This is a genomic window from Devosia sp. (assembly GCF_028290435.1).
GTDB lineage: Bacteria > Pseudomonadota > Alphaproteobacteria > Rhizobiales > Devosiaceae > Devosia.
This window is the reverse complement of sequence record NZ_JAQGJV010000019.1, coordinates 1-18,697: the sequence shown is the minus strand read 5'-3', so window position 1 is coordinate 18,697 and position 18,697 is coordinate 1. Positions and strand designations below refer to the sequence as shown.

General features: G+C 61.7%; 17 protein-coding genes, 2 tRNA genes and 1 pseudogene. All 20 read right to left on the bottom strand.

Features of this window, described 5'->3' with window-relative positions; all coding sequences use genetic code 11:
* Positions 1–15: 15 nt before the first annotated feature.
* Positions 16–255 (bottom strand): annotated as a pseudogene (locus JWP26_RS05665) (NADH-quinone oxidoreductase subunit J); the annotation flags it as partial.
* Positions 256–280: 25 nt separating this feature from the next.
* Complete coding sequence (nuoI, locus tag JWP26_RS05660) at positions 281–760, bottom strand: NADH-quinone oxidoreductase subunit NuoI (protein ID WP_299724576.1); 480 nt, start codon at positions 758–760, stop codon at positions 281–283.
* A complete protein-coding gene (gene nuoH, locus JWP26_RS05655) occupies positions 760–1,797 on the bottom strand; it encodes an NADH-quinone oxidoreductase subunit NuoH (protein WP_299724578.1) in 1,038 nt (345 codons plus the stop codon). The genes nuoI and nuoH overlap by 1 nt, the downstream gene beginning before the upstream one ends.
* Before the next feature lie 69 nt (positions 1,798–1,866).
* A complete protein-coding gene (gene nuoG / locus JWP26_RS05650; protein WP_299724574.1) occupies positions 1,867–3,969 on the bottom strand; it encodes an NADH-quinone oxidoreductase subunit NuoG in 2,103 nt (700 codons plus the stop codon).
* A 5-nt stretch (positions 3,970–3,974) separates the two neighbouring features.
* Positions 3,975–5,282 carry an NADH-quinone oxidoreductase subunit NuoF gene (gene nuoF, locus JWP26_RS05645; RefSeq protein ID WP_299724573.1) on the bottom strand — a complete coding sequence of 436 codons (1,308 nt, stop codon included), beginning with the start codon at positions 5,280–5,282 and terminating at the stop codon, positions 3,975–3,977.
* A 9-nt stretch (positions 5,283–5,291) separates the two neighbouring features.
* A complete protein-coding gene (nuoE, locus tag JWP26_RS05640; protein WP_299724571.1) occupies positions 5,292–6,623 on the bottom strand; it encodes an NADH-quinone oxidoreductase subunit NuoE in 1,332 nt (443 codons plus the stop codon).
* Entirely contained in the window at positions 6,623–7,813 is a 1,191-nt protein-coding gene (locus tag JWP26_RS05635; protein WP_299724569.1) for an NADH-quinone oxidoreductase subunit D, read from the bottom strand. The genes nuoE and JWP26_RS05635 overlap by 1 nt, the downstream gene beginning before the upstream one ends.
* The gene (locus tag JWP26_RS05630; RefSeq protein WP_299724567.1) at positions 7,813–8,439 is read right to left on the bottom strand and encodes an NADH-quinone oxidoreductase subunit C; all 627 of its coding nucleotides are present in this window, start codon (positions 8,437–8,439) and stop codon (positions 7,813–7,815) included. Before JWP26_RS05630 ends, JWP26_RS05635 begins: the two co-directional genes overlap by 1 nt.
* Positions 8,440–8,445: 6 nt before the next feature.
* Positions 8,446–9,021, bottom strand: a complete 576-nt coding sequence (locus JWP26_RS05625; RefSeq protein ID WP_299724565.1) for an NADH-quinone oxidoreductase subunit B family protein — start codon at positions 9,019–9,021, stop codon at positions 8,446–8,448.
* Positions 9,012–9,377, bottom strand: a complete 366-nt coding sequence (locus tag JWP26_RS05620) for an NADH-quinone oxidoreductase subunit A (RefSeq protein ID WP_299724563.1) — start codon at positions 9,375–9,377, stop codon at positions 9,012–9,014. The genes JWP26_RS05625 and JWP26_RS05620 overlap by 10 nt, the downstream gene beginning before the upstream one ends.
* A 550-nt stretch (positions 9,378–9,927) precedes the next feature.
* A complete protein-coding gene (locus tag JWP26_RS05615; RefSeq protein WP_299724561.1) occupies positions 9,928–10,482 on the bottom strand; it encodes an outer membrane beta-barrel protein in 555 nt (184 codons plus the stop codon).
* 304 nt (positions 10,483–10,786) lie between these two features.
* Entirely contained in the window at positions 10,787–11,335 is a 549-nt protein-coding gene (locus tag JWP26_RS05610; protein ID WP_299724559.1) for a porin family protein, read from the bottom strand.
* Between the two features lie 277 nt (positions 11,336–11,612).
* Positions 11,613–12,344: a peptide-methionine (S)-S-oxide reductase MsrA gene (gene msrA / locus JWP26_RS05605; RefSeq protein ID WP_299724557.1), complete on the bottom strand. Its 732-nt coding sequence runs from the start codon at positions 12,342–12,344 to the stop codon at positions 11,613–11,615.
* Positions 12,345–12,529: 185 nt separating this feature from the next.
* Positions 12,530–12,606 (bottom strand) — tRNA-Asp (locus tag JWP26_RS05600).
* Positions 12,607–12,906: 300 nt separating this feature from the next.
* A tRNA-Val gene (locus tag JWP26_RS05595) sits at positions 12,907–12,982 on the bottom strand.
* Positions 12,983–13,136: 154 nt separating this feature from the next.
* On the bottom strand, positions 13,137–13,409 hold the full coding sequence (locus JWP26_RS05590) for an HU family DNA-binding protein (RefSeq protein ID WP_299724556.1): 273 nt from the start codon (positions 13,407–13,409) through the stop codon (positions 13,137–13,139).
* A 211-nt stretch (positions 13,410–13,620) separates the two neighbouring features.
* Positions 13,621–14,814 (bottom strand): TCR/Tet family MFS transporter, encoded by a 1,194-nt coding sequence (locus tag JWP26_RS05585; RefSeq protein WP_299724554.1) that lies wholly within the window; start codon positions 14,812–14,814, stop codon positions 13,621–13,623.
* A 193-nt stretch (positions 14,815–15,007) separates the two neighbouring features.
* Positions 15,008–15,382 carry a hypothetical protein gene (locus JWP26_RS05580; RefSeq protein ID WP_299724552.1) on the bottom strand — a complete coding sequence of 125 codons (375 nt, stop codon included), beginning with the start codon at positions 15,380–15,382 and terminating at the stop codon, positions 15,008–15,010.
* 156 nt (positions 15,383–15,538) lie between these two features.
* Positions 15,539–16,951 (bottom strand): alkaline phosphatase, encoded by a 1,413-nt coding sequence (gene phoA, locus JWP26_RS05575; RefSeq protein WP_299724550.1) that lies wholly within the window; start codon positions 16,949–16,951, stop codon positions 15,539–15,541.
* A gap of 160 nt (positions 16,952–17,111) precedes the next feature.
* On the bottom strand, positions 17,112–18,697 hold a 1,586-nt coding region (gene lon, locus JWP26_RS05570; RefSeq protein ID WP_299724548.1), incomplete at its 5' end, for an endopeptidase La.

The window sequence follows — 18,697 nt, the reverse complement described above, 5'->3', positions numbered from 1 at the left end:
GCGCTACAGTACGACGAAATCCACATCCAGCATAATCACCACGAAAAGGAACATCACGGAGACGCCACCGACATAAACCACGATCAGGATCATGCCCAGGAACTAGGCGCCCAGAAGAACAAAGAGCCCGGCGGCGTTGAAGAAGCTGAGGATCAGGAACAGCACAGAATGCACGGGATTGCGCGCGGCGATCACCATCACCGCCGAGGCGATGAGGATGGCCGAGAAGAAATAGAAGGCAATCGCTTCGAACATGTTGTCTCGTTATTGGCCGGATGGCCTATCGGTACGGTGCGTCCAGTTCCAGATTGCGGGCGATTTCCCGCTCCCAGCGATCCCCGTTCGCCAGCAGCCGGGCCTTGTCGTAATAAAGTTCTTCGCGCGTTTCGGTGGAGAATTCGAAATTCGGCCCCTCCACGATGGCGTCCACCGGGCAGGCTTCCTGGCAGAAGCCGCAATAGATGCACTTCACCATGTCGATGTCGTAGCGCACCGTGCGGCGCGTGCCGTCGTTCTGGCGCGGGCCGGCCTCGATGGTGATGGCCTGGGCCGGGCAGATGGCCTCGCACAGCTTGCAGGCAATGCAACGCTCTTCGCCATTGGGATAGCGGCGAAGCGCATGCTCACCACGGAAGCGTGGCGACACGTGACCCTTTTCGAAGGGATAGTTGATGGTCGGCTTGGGCGCGAAGAAGTAGCGCATGGCGAGGAAGAACGTTGAAACGAACTCCCGCAGGAACAGCGTGTTGACGAATTGCATCAGGCAATCCCTCCGTGCCAGCCCCAGCCGGTGAGCTGGAGAATGAAAGCGAGGACCACGACGCAGGCCAGCGACAGCGGCAGGAACAGCTTCCAGCCGATACGCATCAATTGGTCATAGCGGTAGCGCGGCACGATGGCCTTGGCCATGGCGAACATGAAGAACACCGCGCTGACCTTGAGGAAAAACCAGATCAGGCCCGGCACCCAGGTGAAGGGCGGCAGGTCGATCGGGCTGGTCCAGCCACCCAGGAACAGGACGGTGGTCAGAGCGCACATCAACAGGATCGAAATGTACTCGCCCAGCATGAACAGCAGATACGGGGTCGAGGAATATTCGGTCATGAACCCGGCGACGAGCTCGGATTCGCCTTCCGCCAGATCGAATGGCGGGCGGTTGGTTTCAGCCAGGGCCGAGATGTAGAACACCACGAACATCGGGAACAGCGGCAGCCAGAACCAGTTGAGGAACGTGAGCTGCGGTAGCCCGATCATATGGGCCAGACCCATGTCGCGCTGGGCAATGACGATGTCATTGAGGTTCAGCGATCCGACGCAGAGCAGCACGGTGATGATAACGAGGCCGATCGAGACTTCGTAGGACACCATCTGCGCCGCCGAACGGAGCGAGCCGAGGAACGGATATTTCGAGTTCGAAGCCCAGCCGCCGATGATGACGCCATAGACGCCCAGCGAGGAGACTCCCAGCACGTAGAGGATGCCGATATTGAGGTTACCCATCGCCCAACCGTCATTGACGGGGATGACGGCCCAGCCCGCAAGCGCCAGTGTGGCGGTCAGCAGGGGCGCAAACAGGAACAGCAGCTTGTCAGCGCCGGCCGGAATGATGGCTTCCTTGAGCGCGAACTTGAGCAGATCGGCAAAGCTCTGCAGCAGGCCGAACGGGCCGACCACGTTGGGGCCACGGCGAATTTGCACCGCCGCCCAGATCTTGCGATCGGCGAGCAGAATGAAGGCGGTGAAGATCAGGAGGCCAACCAGCAAAGCCAGGGCCTTATAGACGAAACCGATCTGCATGCCCCAACCGAGGAAGGGGATGCCGAGCAGATAATCGAGGGCGGAGAGTACGAAGTCCATTGTGCTCCCCTACTCCGCCGCTTGCCGCAGGCCGGCAGCCATGGCGGCGCATTCGCCCATGACGGCCGAGGCACGCGCGATCGGATTGCTCAGATAGAATTCGGCAACGGCCGAACCATAAGGAGCCGACTTGGTTTTGATGCCGGCTTTGGCCAGCTTGGTGACGTCGGCCACGGCGCCCGGCGCAATCTGGTCGATCCGCGCAAGATGCGGGAATTCGGCATAGATCGCGGCACGAAGCTGCGTCAGCGAGTTGAACGGCAATGGTTTTCCGATAGCGCCAGACAGTGCGCGGACAATCGCCCAGTCTTCCTTGCCATCGCCCGGCGGGAACACGGCGCGGTTGGTCATCTGCACGCGGCCCTCGGTGTTCACATAAGTGCCGGATTTTTCGGTATAGGTCGCGCCCGGCAGGATGACGTCGGCGCGGTGTGCGCCGGCATCGCCGTGGCTGCCGATATAGACGACGAAGGCCTTGCCCATTGCAGAGGTGTCGTATTCGTCGGCGCCGAGCAGGAACAGCACGTCGAGCTCGCCCTTGCCGGCCAGCGCGATCTGATCGGCGGAGCAAACGCCGCCATCATGCGGCACGAAGCCGATATCGATGCCACCAACGCGGCTCGCCGCATTGTGCAGCAGCGCAAAGCCGTTCCAGCCCTCGGCGACTTCCGCGCCGGTTGCCAGCTTGGCGGCCAGTGCGATGGTGTCGCGGCCGACCTGCTTGCCGAGCTTGGCATGCGAGACGGCGCCTTCACCGACGATGATCAGCGGGTTCTTGGCCTTGGCCAGGACTTCGGCGAATTCGCCCTTGCCCGCAGCCAGCTCGGCCAGGGTTTCGAAGCCCTCACCGAGATAGGAATAGCTATAAGTCAGGTCCGCACGCTCGCCGATGACAGCGATCGGCAAGCCCTTGGCGCGCCAGGTCTTGCGGATGCGCGCATTGATCAGCGCCGCTTCCTTGCGGGGATTAGCGCCGATGATGAGAATGGCGTCGGCCTGCTCGATCCCGGCAATGGTCGGGTTGAACAGGTAGGCCGAGCGCGCCATGGACGGATCGATGCCCGACATCGCCGGACGCACGTCGGTCATGCCCGAGCCGACCGAAGCCAGCAAAGCCTTGAGCGCATACATTTCCTCGACGGCAGCCAAATCACCAGCAATAGCGCCGACCTTGTTGCCGGCCTTCTTGACGCGTGCGGCGACGGCAGCGAGTGCCTCGTCCCATGTCGCAGCCTGCAGCTTGCCGGCCTTGCGCACATAGGGGCGATCGAGCCGCTGGCTCTTGAGGCCGTCCCAGATGAAGCGGGTCTTGTCGGAGATCCATTCTTCGTTGATGGACTCGTTGATGCGCGGCAGCACGCGCATCACTTCATTGCCACGGCTGTCGACGCGGATGTTGGAACCGACGGCGTCCATCACGTCGATGGATTCGGTCTTGTTCAGCTCCCACGGACGGGCATTGAAGGCGTAGGGCTTGGAGGTCAGTGCGCCAACCGGGCACAGGTCAATGACGTTACCCTGCAGCTCGCTGGTCAGCGCCTTTTCGAGGTACGTCGTGATCTCGGCATCTTCGCCGCGACCCAGCAGGCCCATCTCGGCAATGCCGGCAACCTCGGTCGTAAACCGCACGCAACGCGTGCAGTGAATGCAGCGGTTCATCGAGGTCTTGACCAGCGGGCCAATGTACTTGTCCTCGACGGCGCGCTTGTTCTCGGCGAAGCGGTTCTTGTCCACGCCATAGGCCATGGCCTGGTCCTGCAGATCGCACTCACCGCCCTGATCGCAGATCGGGCAATCCAGCGGGTGGTTGATCAGCAGGAATTCCATCACGCCTTCGCGGGCCTTCTTGACCATCGGCGAATTGGTGAACATTTCGGGCGGCTCGCCATTCGGGCCGGGCCGCAAATCCTTGACCGACATAGCGCAGGACGCAGTCGGCTTGGGCGGGCCACCTTTGACCTCGACCAGGCACATGCGGCAATTGCCGGCGACCGACAGACGCTCGTGATAGCAAAAACGCGGAATTTCCGCGCCCGCCGCCTCGGCCGCCTGCATCAGCGTGTAGTAATCGGGGACTTCGACGAGATTGCCGTCGACTTTGATATTGGCCATGGCCCCTACTCCGCCGCGATCGACGGCACGGCGCCGTCGCTGGTCGAGGACCAGGTATATTGATCGATCCGCGCTTCGATGACGGGGCGGAAGTTCTTGATCAGGCCCTGGATCGGCCAGGCGGCCGCATCGCCCAGCGCACAGATAGTGTGGCCTTCGATCTGCTTGGTGACTTCGAACAGCATGTCGATTTCGCGCTTCTGGGCGCGGCCTTCGACCATGCGTTCCATCACCCGCATCATCCAGCCGGTGCCTTCGCGGCACGGCGTGCACTGGCCGCAGCTCTCATGCTTGTAGAAAGCCGAGAGGCGCCAGATCGCCTTGATGATGTCGGTCTGCTTGTCCATGACGATCACCGCGGCAGTGCCGAGCGAAGAGCCGACCTCGCGCAACCCGTCGAAATCCATCCGGGCACCGCGAATCTTCTCACCCGGCACGCAGGGCACCGAAGCCCCGCCGGGGATGACCGCCAGCAGATTGTCCCAGCCGCCGCGGATACCGCCGCAGTGCTTTTCGATCATTTCCTCGAAGGGAATGCCCATCTCTTCTTCGAACGTCGCCGGGGTATTCACGTGCCCCGAAACGCACATCAGCTTGGTGCCGGTATTGTTGGCGCGGCCGAGGCTGGCGAACCAGGCGCCGGAACGGCGCAGGATTTCCGGCACTACAGCGATCGACTCGACGTTGTTCACCGTGGTCGGGTTGCCATAGACGCCCATGCCCGCCGGGAATGGCGGCTTGAGGCGCGGCTGGCCCTTCTTGCCTTCCAGCGACTCCATCAGCGCGGTTTCTTCACCGCAGATGTAAGCACCGGCGCCGTGATGGACGATGATGTCCAGGTCCCAGCCGTGGATATTGTCCTTGCCGATCAGCTTGGCCGCATAGGCCTCCTCGACGGCATGTTCCAGACGCTGACGTTCGCGGATGAATTCGCCGCGCACATAGATGAAGGCCAGGTGCGCGTCCATGGCGCGGGCGGCCAACAGGCACCCTTCGACCAGATGGTGCGGATCGTGGCGCAGGATATCGCGGTCCTTGCAGGTGCCCGGCTCGGATTCGTCGGCATTGACCAGCAGGTAATGCGGGCGCCCATCATTGACCTTGGGCATGAAGGTCCATTTCAGCGCCGTGGGGAACCCTGCCCCGCCGCGGCCGCGCAGGCCCGAAGCCTTGACCTCGTTGGTGATCCAGTCGCGCCCGGAGTCGATGAACTCCTTGGTGCCGACCCAAGCGCCGCGTGAACGCGCGCCCTCAAGGGTCCAGTCGCCCTGGCCATAGAGATTGGTGAAAATGCGGTCTTTATCAGCGAGCATCGTTCACTCCTACCGCGGCTTCTTGCCGAAGACGCGGACATATTCAGCTTCGCCGCCCTTGGCGAGCGCAGCGGCCTGGGCCAGCCAGTTGTCGCGGGTCACCCGACCCTTGAAGTTCAGGCTGGATTCGACCTTGGTGATATCGTCGGGACCGAAAGCGGCGATCTGGCTCCACTTGGTGATGCCAAGGCTATTGAGCCGCGCTTGCAGCACCGGGCCGACGCCCGAGATCAGCTTGAGATCGTCCGGCGCGTCGTTTGGCGCCACGAACAGTGGCGCGTCGCCACCTTTTTCAGCCACAGGATTGACCTGCGTGGCTGGGACGGCCGGTGCGACGATAGCCGGGGCCTCGGCGGTACCAGCAGGGGTTGCGCCCTCGGCTGGAGCCGACTTGGTCGCCTTGCCCGGAGCCTTGCCGCCATCGATCTTGCCGGCCGGCGATTCAGCGCCGGTAGCCGTCGGACGCATCGCAGCGTTCGGCTCGCCATTAGCCTTGGCCGACGCATTGGCGGCTTTGCGCTCGCCTTCGGCTTTGGCCTGGGAAACCTTGCCCTGCGGCGCGGGGCCCTTGAGGGCGGGAGCTGATTCTTCGCTCACGTCCTTGGGCTTGGCGGCAGTCGTCGGTGCCTGCGCAGCGGCGGGAGCCGGCGCAGCAGCGGCTGGTGCTGCTGCAGGAACGACGGGCGCCTCTGGCGGAACCGGCGGAATGAACTTTTCGCGCGTCGCAGTCGGCGCTTCGAGCAGCGTCGTGCGGCCACCGGCAGCAGCCGAAGTCACACGATCAACTTGCGGACCCGGCTTGACGGTGTCGCCCTTGCCGGCGGCGAAGGCATCGACCAGCGTCTCGAAGGTTTCGGCGGTCAGGTCTTCATAGGTGTCGTGGAAAATCGCCACCATGGGCGCGTTCACGCAGGCCCCGAGACACTCGACCTCTTCCCAGCTCATCGTGCCATCGGCATTGGTGGTGTGCGGGTCGTGGTGAATCTTGTGCTGGCAAATCTCGATCAGTTCGCCCGCCCCGCGCAGCATGCACGGCGTCGTGCCGCACACCTGGATATGGGCGCGCGTCCCAACCGGCTTGAGCTGGAACTGCGTATAGAACGTCGCTACTTCCAGCACGCGGATATAGGCCATGCCGAGCATGTCGGCGATGGTCTCGATGGTGGCGCGGCTGACCCAGCCGTCCTGATCCTGAGCGCGCATCAACAGCGGAATGACGGCAGACTGTTGCCGGCCGGCCGGGTATAGCCCGATCTTCCATTCCGCCCACTTGGCGTTGTCATTGCTAAACGCGAACGATGCCGGCTGAACCGAATCTTCCGCTAGGCGACGCGAAACCATTAGCGGTCAACCTCTCCGAACACGATATCGAGGGAACCCAGGATCGCCGAGACGTCAGCCAGCATGTGGCCGCGGCACAGGAAATCCATGGCTTGCAGATGGGCAAAGCCCGGCGCGCGAATCTTGCAGCGATAGGGCTTGTTAGTGCCGTCGGACACCAGGTAGACGCCGAATTCGCCCTTGGGGGCTTCGACGCAGGCGTAGACTTCGCCGGCCGGCACCTTATAGCCCTCGGTGTAGAGCTTGAAGTGGTGGATCAGCCCTTCCATCGAGCGCTTCATTTCGCTGCGGCTGGGCGGCACGACCTTGCCGTCGAGCGAGGACACCGGGCCCTTGCCTTCGGGGGCGTTCAGCTTGTCTACGCACTGCTTCATGATGCGCGTGGACTGGCGCATTTCTTCCATGCGGATCAGGTAGCGGTCGTAGCAGTCGCCGTTCTTGCCGATCGGAATGTCGAATTCCATCTCGTCGTAGCATTCATAGGGCTGGCTCTTGCGCAGGTCCCAGGCAGCGCCCGAGCCGCGCACCATGACGCCCGAAAAGCCCCAGTTCCACGCATCGTCCAGATCGACAACGCCGATATCGACGTTGCGCTGCTTGAAAATGCGGTTGTTGGTCAGAAGGCTGTCGATATCGGCCAGAGCCTTGGGGAAGGTCGTGCAGAAGGTATCGATATCGTCGACCAATGCCTGCGGCAGGTCCTGATGGACCCCACCCGGGCGGATATAGGCGGCATGCATACGGCTGCCCGAGGCGCGCTCGTAGAACACCATCAGCTTTTCGCGCTGCTCGAAACCCCAGAGCGGTGGGGTCAGCGCGCCAACGTCCATCGCCTGCGTGGTCACGTTCATCAGATGCGCCAGCAGGCGCCCGATTTCCGAATAGAGCACGCGGATCAGCTGGCCGCGGCGCGGCACTTCCAGGCCCAGCAGCTTTTCGACGGCCAGGGCAAAGGCATGCTCCTGGTTCATCGGCGCCACATAGTCGAGGCGATCGAAATACGGCACGGCCTGCAGGTAGGTCTTGCTCTCGATCAGCTTCTCGGTGCCGCGATGCAGCAGCCCGATATGGGGATCGACGCGCTCGACGATTTCGCCGTCGAGTTCCAGGATCAAGCGGAGCACGCCATGCGCCGAAGGATGCACGGGGCCAAAGTTGATGGTGAAATTGCGAACTTCTGCTTCGGCCATTAGTTCTTTGCCTTCTCGTCACCGGGCAGCACGTAGTCCGTACCCTCCCAAGGTGACAGATAGTCGAACGTGCGGAATTCCTGCATCAGCTTGACGGGTTCGTAGACGACGCGCTTGCGCTCCTCGTCGTAGCGAACTTCCACAAAGCCGGTGACCGGGAAATCCTTGCGCAGCGGGTGACCGTCAAAACCGTAGTCGGTCAGGATGCGGCGCAGGTCGGGATGCCCCGAAAACAGCATGCCGTAGAGATCGTAGGCTTCGCGCTCGAACCATTCGGCGCCGCGGAAGACGCTGACGATGCTCGGCACCGGGGTGACGTCGTCAGCCGCCAGCTTGACGCGGATACGGCGATTCTTGGTCGGGCTCATGAAATGGTAGACCACCTCGAAGCGCTGGTCGCGCTCGGGAAAGTCCACGCCGCAGATATCGGTGATGGTGAAGAACCGGCATTCCGAATCATCGCGCAAGAAGGTCGCTACTTCGACGATCGTCGATGGGTCGATGGTCAGGGTCAATTCGCCAAAGCTCAGCGAAACCGACTGCACAGCCTTGCCCATCGCCTGCCCGACATAGTTGCCGAGCGCCAGCAGCGGATGGACCTCTGGTGTTACGTCTTCCGTATCCATGGCGTCCTACCGTTCGATGGTGCCGGTGCGGCGAATCTTCTTCTGCAGCAGCAGGATGCCGTACAAAAGCGCTTCGGCCGTCGGCGGGCAGCCGGGCACATAGATGTCCACCGGAAGCACCCGATCGCAGCCGCGGACTACAGAATAGGAATAGTGGTAATAGCCGCCGCCATTGGCGCAGGAGCCCATGGAAATGACGTAGCGCGGCTCTGGCATCTGGTCATAGACCTTGCGCAAAGCCGGAGCCATCTTGTTGGTCAGCGTGCCGGCAACGATCAGCACGTCCGACTGGCGCGGAGAGGCACGCGGTGCGGTGCCGAAGCGCTCGATATCGTAGCGCGGCATCGACATCTGCATCATTTCGACTGCGCAACAGGCCAGGCCCGTCTGCATCCACATCAGCGAACCGGTGCGGGCCCAGGTGATGAGTTCATCGGCGGCTGCGACCAGGAAGCCCTTGTCGGCCAGCTCGTCGGTCACGTCGGTGAAAAACGGGTCGTCGGCGCCGGCAGTCTTGTTGGTACGCGGATCGATCAGGCCGCGTGGACGCGGAGCGATCGCAGTGGTCTCGTTCAATCCCATTCCAGCGCCCCTTTGCTCCATTCGTAGATAAAGCCGACGGTCAGGACACCCAGGAAGATCATCATCGACCAGAAGCCGAACCAGCCCACGTCCCGGAAGGCCACGGCCCAGGGAAACAGGAAGGCAACTTCCAAATCGAAGATGATGAAGAGAATCGACACCAGGTAGAAACGGACATCGAACTTCATGCGCGCATCGTCGAAGGCGTCAAAACCCGCCTCGAAGGCCGAAACCTTTTCGGGGTCAGGGTTCTTCACCGCGATGATGAACGGCGCCACCAATAGCGACAGCGCTATAACGGCGGCGAGGCCAATGAAGAGGACAATCGGCAGATAGTCGCTGAGCAAATCAGTCATGCGGCAGCCTGTTTTCTAGACCGGTCGGGCGACCGGGCCCGCGCGGATTACGCAGGCAATTGGGGCGAGCGAACCGACACAGAAGATGATGGCTAGGGCTTAGCCCTTCGGCTAATGCGTTTCAAGGAAAAGAAAATATGAGAGAAATAATCATATATCGTGAGGGGGTGCCGGCAGAACAATCAACTGCCACGGCGCCAGTCCGGCGGATAGCTGTCGCGCCAATGAGGGATTGGAGAGGATAGCTGGCGTTGCCGATGGGGCCGCTGCCTTGGCCTTTTCCGACCTTGATCGCGGCCGGGACGTCCTTCGCCGCGACGCCGATGGGTCGTGCGGGCGCCGCGATTTGCACGTTGTGCATTGAGACAATGAGTCGGCTGCGGTGGCTTCGCCCTGCCCGCTCGCAGGCATCCGGTTTCTCCAAAACGCAAAAAGGCCCGGACGAACCGGACCTTTTAAAGCCAAAACGGCGAACCAGTGAAGGTTCGCCGAATCGGGTTTGCAAGACGCTGTTGCGAACCGGGCGGCGTACCGCCCGGACCACCTGCAATTAGAAGTGGTAGAACACGCCGACGGTTGCCTTGGCAGCGTCGAAGAAGTCGTCATTGGCATCGTCAAAGTTGCCGAGGCCGAGGATTTCGCCACGAACCGACACGTTGTCGGTGACAGCGAAGTCAACGCCAGCGCCCAGAGCGTACACGCCCGACGAATCGCCGTTTGCAGTGATGGCACCGAAGCCGCCAGCAGCATAAACGAGAACCTGGTCGGTCACGACAGCACCAACATGGCCGAGGGCCAGGAAGAGGCCAGCGTCAGTGGTGTTGTCGCCTTCGAACACGTAGTCGCCCTGCAGCTCAAGGCCGATAACGATCGGATCAGCAACGGTGAAGTTCACACCGACCACTGCGCCGATGAGGCCACGAGTGTCGTCGGTGTCGTTGAACAGGCCACCGGCTTCAACACCAGCATAGAGACCATCCCAAGAGAAGCCAGCCGACTCATAGATTGGCTGGGGAGTGGTCGGGATGATCAGATCGGCCGCCATTGCGCCCGACGAGAGAAGTGCCACAGCAGCGACACCGAGAGAGAGAGAACGTACAAACATATCTTGCACTCCATAGAGTTAACCGTAGTCGTGACGATAGATGCCTCAGGGGCACCCTTATGACAACCCCGCACCAAGGCAAATTTGGCGGTGCGGATAAGATTTAGTGTCCATTTCGGGGCAGGTGTTGCGCGAATGCATCCGATATGGCCCAATTTGATACAAATGCGACGGATCGCGGCGCCGATAGGGCGACGAGGTGTCGCACAAGCGGCGGAAGATAAGGGGTTTTTCCGAACTCCGGAGATTCCCCTGCAGGCATTGGCGGCCCCGCCGAGGCGGGACAACCGGGTCGAATCAGCGCCTAGAAGTGGTACTTGGCGCCGATGGTAAACTGGTCCTTGGCATTATCGCCCGTGATGGGGAACCCATGCAGGTATCGGGCGTCGACCGACACCGAGTCGGTGATCGACAACTCGACGCCACCACCCACGAGGACATCGTCCTCCTGGGGCGCGCCTAGATCGATTCCATAGCCGCCGGCCGCATAGACCACGACGTCGTCAGTGACGACGAGCCCTGCCCGGCCCAGAATTTGTCCGTAGCTGGTATCGCCGACGCCGCCGGTGAGTCCGTGCACGGCAACTTCGGCGCCCAGCAGGTAGAAATCGAACTGGGCGTTGACGCCCGCGCTGATTCCCAGCCCCAACTGATCGCCGTCGGCGCCGCTGAACTGGCCCACGCCATAGACCCCGGCATAAAAGCCGCTCCAGTCGTAGGCCATGCCTTCGGCAACAGGCATTTCGACCGGAGTTGAAGTGGGCACGGTAATCATGTCCGCCGCCATGGCGCCGCCAACCGGTAGTGCAGAGCACAGGGCGGTCAGCGCCAATGTCTTGAACAAGCTCATCATGCCGTTCTCCTGGGGTCCGTATTCCATTCAGAGGCGCAACGCCGCATTTGTCAGGGAGTTCCGGCCCGGTCAGCGGGCCTCTTTTCACCGATTTCTGCGTGTCAGCGGCGTTGGAGTATCCCCTGACAAGCCTAGTTTTGCTGGACTTATTGACTCAAATGGGTCCCGTGGGCGGCCAAAACAAGGCACCCAATGACCGTTGCAGATCGGCCACAAACGACGCCGCCCGCATCTGTGAGAACAGACGCGAGCGGAATTGACGGTCCGGAGAGGCGGATTAGAGCTGGCCGACCAGTACTGGCTGGTCGGTGTACTCGGTGGGGAACAGGTCCTTCAGCGCCGCGACCTTGGGCAAGTCGTTGATGACGATGTAGGGATAGGTCGGGTTCAGCGTCAGGAAATCCTGATGATATTGCTCGGCCGGGTAGAAGGTCTTGCCCGCTTCGATCGTGGTGACGATCTTTTCGGGAAAGGCCTTGGCCGTGTCGAGCTGGGCGATATAGGCCTTGGCCAGCGTTGCCTGCGCATCGGTCGCCGGGAAGATGGTGGAGCGATACTGCGTGCCGTGGTCCGGGCCCTGGTAATTCAACTGCGTGGGGTTATGGGCCACCGAGAAATAGATCTGCAGCAGTTCGCCATAGGTGACGACGCTGGGATCGTAGGTGACCTGCACCGATTCGGCGTGGCCGGTGTCACCCGAGCCGGTCATTTCATAAAACGCCGTGCTGGCGTCGCCGCCAGTATAGCCCGAAACGGCTTTGGTCACGCCTTTGACATGCTGGAACACGCCCTGCACGCCCCAGAAGCAGCCGCCGGCAAACACCGTTACGGCTGATGGGCCGGTTTCGGCGATATCCTGCGTCGGTGCGGAAATCACCACAGGAGCCTCCTGTGCCATGGGCCTGACCTGCCAGAATGCCAGCGCGAGCAATGGCACGACCAGTAGGGAAGCCCAGATCACGCGGGGCGATGGCATCGAACGGTTTACGAGTTTGGCTTGGGCGGACATAGGAGCGATCCTCTTTTGAGAGCTGACTGCTCATCAGTTCGCTTTATATGGCTGTTTGGTTACGCAAGATCAGTGGGCTCACGTCAAAATGAAGCGCACTGGCTGCGAGCGTTGTGAATGATGCGGATGTGCGGGCCTCGACCCAGCGCCACTCTTCGATTTCTCAACGATTATGAGAAAGAGAGTGGCGCGAGAGACGGGGCTCGAACCCGCGACCTCCGGCGTGACAGGCCGGCGCTCTAACCAACTGAGCTACTCCCGCAGCGGCCAAGGTTTCCCTCGGCGCAACGTGTGGTTCGTTTACGGGCCACCACGGGGTAAGTCAAGCGCCCAAAAGACGATTGCGTGACTATTTCAGTATGGGTTGGGGATATCGTTGGCGAAGCGCCATGCGCGCACAGGCTGCGGGAACAAAACCAAGGCGAATCCGTGGCTTCTGATCGTCTGCTGATGTTTGACAACAAGTGGCGCGTAGCGACCGCGACGGACCTAAGCGGCCCAGCAAGCATATGGTGCGGAGTGTCCGGCTGGCCTGCCGAGCCGTAGCGCATGGCGCGAAGGCTGGTGGGCGATGACGGACTCGAACCGCCGACATCCTCGGTGTAAACGAGGCGCTCTACCAACTGAGCTAATCGCCCTGGGGCCTAAAGGCCGGGTCAGGTGGCGCCCTATTAGGGTGCCTGCCCCTGCCCGTCAACTGCCAACAGCATCGGCGAGCCATATCGGGGCAAGGAAACGGCCCCGGCGCGCTGCGCTCGGGGCCGATCGATCGTATCAAACCGTTGCCGGTGATTAGTTGATCGCGTCCTTCAGGCCTTTACCGGGCTTGAACTTTGCCTGGTTGGAAGCCGGAATCTGGATTTCCGCGCCAGTGGCGGGATTGCGGCCAGTGGTGGCCTTGCGCGCGGAGACGGCGAAAGTGCCGAAACCGACGAGACGGACTTCATCGCCGCCCTTGAGCGAAGCCGTGATGGCTTCGAACACTGCGTCCACAGCTTCGGCGGCCTGTGCCTTGGTGATCGTAGCCTTGTCGGCAACGACGCCAACCAGATCGTTCTTGTTCATAGCGTTTCCTCACAGTGAATGCCCGCCATGGCTGGCGAACCAAAACGCCGCAACCTTTTTGCGATTCTGAGCAGAAACGCAAGGATATCCGGGCTTTTTGGTCCACCAAGCGGTGCAAAGCTGTTAATGAACTGGAATTGTGGGGCGAACAAGGGTGGTTTTGCGGTTTTGCCCGGAGTTCCGGGCTATTTTGCAGGTTTTCCGTACATTTCTAACCTTGGACGGGCGTTTTCACGCTGCGGCGAATGCCAAGCATTACCGGCAGCGCCAGCAGGTAAATCCCCGCCCCCACGATCCAGATCAGCCCCGGCCAGGTCGGGCGGATGGCAAAATAGACGAAGCTGAAGAACAGCGGGCCGAACACCGCGGCCAGACTCACCAGGCTCGCCAGCACGCCCTGTAGCTGGCCCTGCTTGTCGCCATCCACCTGGGTGGTGGTCAGCGATTGCAGCGCCGGCATGCCGATGCCGCCCATCGCGAATAGTGGCGCCACTGCGAACATCACCCAGCCTTGCGTCGTGAATCCCAGAATGACCAGCGCGGTCAGCTCGAACGCCATACCTGTGATCAGTGCCCAGCGCTCGCCCAGCCGCGCCACGGCCGGCCCCGTGAGGAAAGCCTGCGCGCCGGCGTGGAAAAACCCGAACGCGCCCAGCGAAAGCCCGATCATCAGGCCGGTCCAGCCAAAGCTGTCCTCGCTCACCAGCGCCCAGACAGTGCCGTACATGGTGCCGACGAAATTCATGATGACGAAGATCGCCATCATGGGAATCAGTGCCTTGAAGGTCAGCGCCCACTTCAGCGGGATGAATGGATTGAGCGTTTTCCAGTCGAATTTCGTTCCCGCCTGCCCTGCCCGCGATTCGGGCAACACGAAAAATGCCAGCGAGAAATTGACCGCGTTGAGCAGTGCCGCGGCGATGAACGGCGCGCGCACCCAGTAATCGCCCAGCAGGCCACCCAGCACCGGTCCGATGATGAAGCCGATGCCGAACATGGCGTGGAAATAGCCGAAGCGCTTGGCGCGTTCCTCCTCCGCGGAAATGTCGGTGATATAGGCCGTTGCGACGGCCATATTGGCGCTCGTCAGTCCGGCAATGGCACGCCCCAGCACCAGCATCCACAGATGCGGCGCGAATGCCATGATCAGGTAGTCGATCGCCGCACCGGCCAGCGAGATCAGCAACACCGGCCGGCGGCCGAAGCGGTCGCTCAGCACACCGAGTACCGGCGAGAACAGGAACTGCATCGCCGAATAGAGGGCCAGCATGATGCCGAACAGCGTCGCGACCTCGCCGGTATGGGCGACGTCGCGCAGCAGCGCCGGCAGGATTGGAAAGATCAGCCCGATGCCGATGGCATCAATGGTAACGGCAGCCAGAATGACGACTAGAGCCTTGTTCATCTCGACCTCGTTGATCAAACGCAGGCCGATTTCCCCTCAGCACCGCAGGCACAGTGATGTAACTACCTCACGGATGCGTTACAAGGGTGTTCATGGTTTATTCTTTTCGCAACGCGGGGTCCGTTCCCGCCATCCTGGCTCCAAAAACAAAACGGCGCCCTGAGGCGCCGTTTCATCGCAAAGAGTATTCGACTTATTCCGCGGTCGCTTCGGCCACGCACTCGTCCGAGGTATAGCGCATGTCTTCTTCGCCGGTGCTGAGCGCTGCGACGGCGGACGAGACGTAGAAATCGGTCAGGCGGTCATATTCGCTAGCCTCGATGCCATCGGCATCCAGCGCAGCCTTGGCGCGGGCAAATGCCAGGTCCGCCATGTGGTCGGATGCCGCCTTTTGATCGGCAGGCAGATCGTCCGACATCGAGGCGACGGTGAAGGCCGCGCCACACCAGAACGCGATATCCACCGCATCGCTCACCTGGTCTTCAGCCGGAACGGCGTCCTCGGCATAGGCGGGAAGCGAAAGGGTCATCAAGGCGAGGGCGGCGACGGCGAGCAATTTGGTGCGCATCTGGATTTTCTATAATGGGGGCCGGGCCATTCCGGCGACCTCTCATATCGTGCAAATCCTTGGCCTTCCTAGCGCTTTTTGAGGTGTTGGTAAAAAACGGCGCTCATCGAGCGCCGCTTTCAATGCTGCGAACCATTTAGACCGGCGGACCGTGGATTACTTCAGGTCGAGCGCGTCGCGCATGGTAAAGTAGAGGTCGGACTGGTCGGTTAGGCCCGACACGTTAGCACCGTGCGGACCGAAAGCAGCGATGCGCAGTTGGGCGCCGGTATGGCCCTGCGAGTCGCCCTCCGAATTGCCGTAGCTGATGTCCATGACAGCGCCGTCCTTGGTGGTCAGGCGAGCAGTGAGGCCAGGCGCTTCGGTGCCTTCTTCGACGATCTGGCTGGAATGGGCATGGTCTGCGGTGACGATGACCAGGGTATCGCCATGTTCCTTGGCGAAGGCCAGGCCAACCTGGACAGCGGCGTCGAGGTCAACGGTTTCACCGATCTGGCCGCACGGATTTGCGGCGTGATCCTGCTTGTCGATCGAAGCGCCTTCCACCTGCAGGAAGAAGCCCTTTTTGTTGGTGCTGAGCAGTTCGATGGCCTTGGTGGTCATGTCGGCCAGCGACGGCTGGGTTGCTGGACGATCGGCATTGGGCGTGCAGGTATAGGCCGGCACGTCGAGATTGCCGTGATATGTTGCCTTTGGCCCCACCCAGCTAACCGGCAGATTGCCTTCGGCAAACAGGCCGATTACCGGCTTGTCCTGGTTGGCCGCGGTCAGCGCCTTCATCTCGTCGGCATTGGTGACGATGACGAAGCCGAGTGCCTTGGCCTGCTCCATCAGGGTCTTGCCCTTGTATTCGCCGGCGGCCGCAACTTCAGCGAAGCTCTTGGCGCCGCCGCCGAGAACGAGGTCGGCACGGGCGGTGAGGTACTGTTCAGTGATCGAGCCGGCCCCGCCGTTTTCGAGGGCGTTGCTGGCGCAATCCTTGGTGGTCGCGACCGGACCGTAGCACCGGCGGCCAGTGATGTGCGAGACCAGCGCCGCCGGGGTGGCGTCCTGGATTTCCGAGGTTGAGACATCGCCGGTGGCGAGGCCGTTGGCCTTGGCCAGTTCAAGGATCGTCTGGTGCGGCGCTTCCTTGATATCGACGCCGAGCGCGCCGTTATAGGTCTTTACGCCGGTCGACCACGCGGTCGCCGAAGCCGCCGAGTCAGTGACGTAGTCCGGCTTGCCGGTCTCCTTGTTGAGCGCATAGTGGGTGTACTGACCGGTGATCGGCAGGGCATCGATGCCCTTGAAGAAGCCGCCGGCGCCCTCGGCATAGTTGCGCGCCACAGTGATTTCCGAATCGCCCATGCCGTCGCCGATGAACAGGATGACGTTCTTGGCCGGGGTGTTGACCAGCGAAGCCTTCAGCGCCTCGGTGATATCCCCGCTCAGGCGACGGGCGCCGCCCGGCTGGGTGATGTCGCCGGCAGCGCCGCGAACCATGATGTCAGCCTCTTGGGCAATGGCCGCTACGCTGGACAACAGAGCCAGGCTCAAGGCGAGCATTGAGGTACGGGCGAGGGTCATGAAGAATCCTTCCATGAAAATGTGAGGCAGTCCGCGTAGAGCGCGGGTCCGACCGTTTTTTAGGAAGGGGTTGCGAACGTATCGCGACAGTTCACGGTTCAGCTGTGCACACACAAAAACGGCGCCCCGAAGGACGCCGTTTCTCAATCATGATCGCCGCTTAGTGCGGCAGGCCTGCCGTGGCTTCATCGACATCGACGACGGCCGGAGTGACGACCTTCTCATCGAAGTTCCACTCGATCGGCTCGGGCTGGCGCACCAGCGCGTGCTTGATGACTTGGTCCATCCGGCTGACCGGGATGATTTCCATGCCGTCCTTGACGATGTCCGGGATCTCGGCGAGATCGCGAACGTTCTCCTCGGGGATCAGCACGGTCTTGATGCCACCGCGCAGCGCGGCCAGCAGCTTTTCCTTCAATCCGCCGATCGGCAGCACCCTGCCCCGCAGCGTGATCTCGCCAGTCATGGCGACATCGTTGCGCACTGCGATACCGGTCATCACCGAAACGATGGCGGTGGCGAGGCCGATACCAGCCGACGGACCATCCTTGGGGGTGGCGCCTTCGGGCAGGTGGACGTGGATGTCACGCGTGTCGAACATCGGCGGCTTGATGCCGAAATCGATCGAGCGAGACCGAACATAAGCGGTCGCCGCGGTCAGCGATTCCTTCATCACTTCCTTGATGTTGCCGGTCACGGTCATACGACCCTTGCCCGGCGTCATCACGCCTTCGATCGTCAACAGCTCGCCGCCAACCGAGGTCCAGGCGAGGCCCGTGACCAGACCAACCTGCGCTTCGGCTTCGATTTCGCCATGCGTGTAGATGTCCGCGCCAAGATACTTGGTCAGCAACTCTTCGTTGATCACCACCGTCTTGACCTTGGTCTTGACGATCTCGGCCACGGCCTTGCGCATCAGCTTGCTGATTTCGCGCTTGAGGTTACGCACGCCCGCTTCACGGGTGTAGCGCTGGATCACGGCGGTCAGCATTTCGTCGCTCAGCACGAACTCGCCATGGGCCAGCCCGTTTTCCTTGAGCGTCTCCGGAATGAGGTGCTGCTTGGCGATCCCGTGCTTTTCCTGCTCGGTGTAACCGGACAGGCGGATGATCTCCATGCGGTCCATCAGTGGGCCGGGGATGTTCAGGGTGTTCGAGGTGGTCACGAACATCACGTCGCTGAGGTCATAATCGACCTCAAGGTAGTGATCGGCAAACGTGTGGTTCTGCTCCGGATCAAGCACTTCGAGCAGTGCCGACGACGGATCGCCGCGGAAGTCCTGGCCCATCTTGTCGATTTCATCGAGCAGGAACAGCGGGTTGGACTTCCCGACCTTCTTGAGCGACTGGATCACCTTGCCGGGCATGGAGCCGATGTAAGTCCGGCGATGACCGCGGATTTCGGCTTCGTCCCGAACCCCGCCCAGAGCCATGCGCACGAACTCGCGGCCGGTCGCCTTGGCGATCGACTTGCCGAGCGAGGTCTTGCCGACGCCTGGAGGGCCGACGAGGCAGAGAATCGGGCCCTTGAGCTTACCGACGCGGCCCTGCACGGCCAGATACTCCAGAATGCGTTCCTTGACCTTCTCGAGGCCGTAGTGATCCTCGTCGAGGACCTTTTCGGCCAGGACCAGGTCACGCTTGACCTTGCTCTTCTTGCCCCAAGGCATCCCGAGCAGCACGTCGAGATAGTTCCGCACGACCGTGGCTTCGGCCGACATCGGGCTCATGGTCCGGAGCTTCTTCA

Coding starts and splice junctions, on each gene's coding strand:
- nuoI (WP_299724576.1), bottom strand. CDS start 760: ATGCAATTCGTCAACACGCTGTTCCTGCGGGAGTTCGTTTCAACGTTC.
- JWP26_RS05580 (WP_299724552.1), bottom strand. CDS start 15,382: ATGCGCACCAAATTGCTCGCCGTCGCCGCCCTCGCCTTGATGACCCTT.
- JWP26_RS05625 (WP_299724565.1), bottom strand. CDS start 9,021: ATGGGATTGAACGAGACCACTGCGATCGCTCCGCGTCCACGCGGCCTG.
- nuoG (WP_299724574.1), bottom strand. CDS start 3,969: ATGGCCAATATCAAAGTCGACGGCAATCTCGTCGAAGTCCCCGATTAC.
- JWP26_RS05620 (WP_299724563.1), bottom strand. CDS start 9,377: ATGACTGATTTGCTCAGCGACTATCTGCCGATTGTCCTCTTCATTGGC.
- phoA (WP_299724550.1), bottom strand. CDS start 16,951: ATGACCCTCGCCCGTACCTCAATGCTCGCCTTGAGCCTGGCTCTGTTG.
- nuoE (WP_299724571.1), bottom strand. CDS start 6,623: ATGGTTTCGCGTCGCCTAGCGGAAGATTCGGTTCAGCCGGCATCGTTC.
- JWP26_RS05590 (WP_299724556.1), bottom strand. CDS start 13,409: ATGAACAAGAACGATCTGGTTGGCGTCGTTGCCGACAAGGCTACGATC.
- JWP26_RS05615 (WP_299724561.1), bottom strand. CDS start 10,482: ATGTTTGTACGTTCTCTCTCTCTCGGTGTCGCTGCTGTGGCACTTCTC.
- nuoH (WP_299724578.1), bottom strand. CDS start 1,797: ATGCAGATCGGTTTCGTCTATAAGGCCCTGGCTTTGCTGGTTGGCCTC.
- JWP26_RS05610 (WP_299724559.1), bottom strand. CDS start 11,335: ATGATGAGCTTGTTCAAGACATTGGCGCTGACCGCCCTGTGCTCTGCA.
- nuoF (WP_299724573.1), bottom strand. CDS start 5,282: ATGCTCGCTGATAAAGACCGCATTTTCACCAATCTCTATGGCCAGGGC.
- msrA (WP_299724557.1), bottom strand. CDS start 12,344: ATGTCCGCCCAAGCCAAACTCGTAAACCGTTCGATGCCATCGCCCCGC.
- JWP26_RS05635 (WP_299724569.1), bottom strand. CDS start 7,813: ATGGCCGAAGCAGAAGTTCGCAATTTCACCATCAACTTTGGCCCCGTG.
- JWP26_RS05585 (WP_299724554.1), bottom strand. CDS start 14,814: ATGAACAAGGCTCTAGTCGTCATTCTGGCTGCCGTTACCATTGATGCC.
- JWP26_RS05630 (WP_299724567.1), bottom strand. CDS start 8,439: ATGGATACGGAAGACGTAACACCAGAGGTCCATCCGCTGCTGGCGCTC.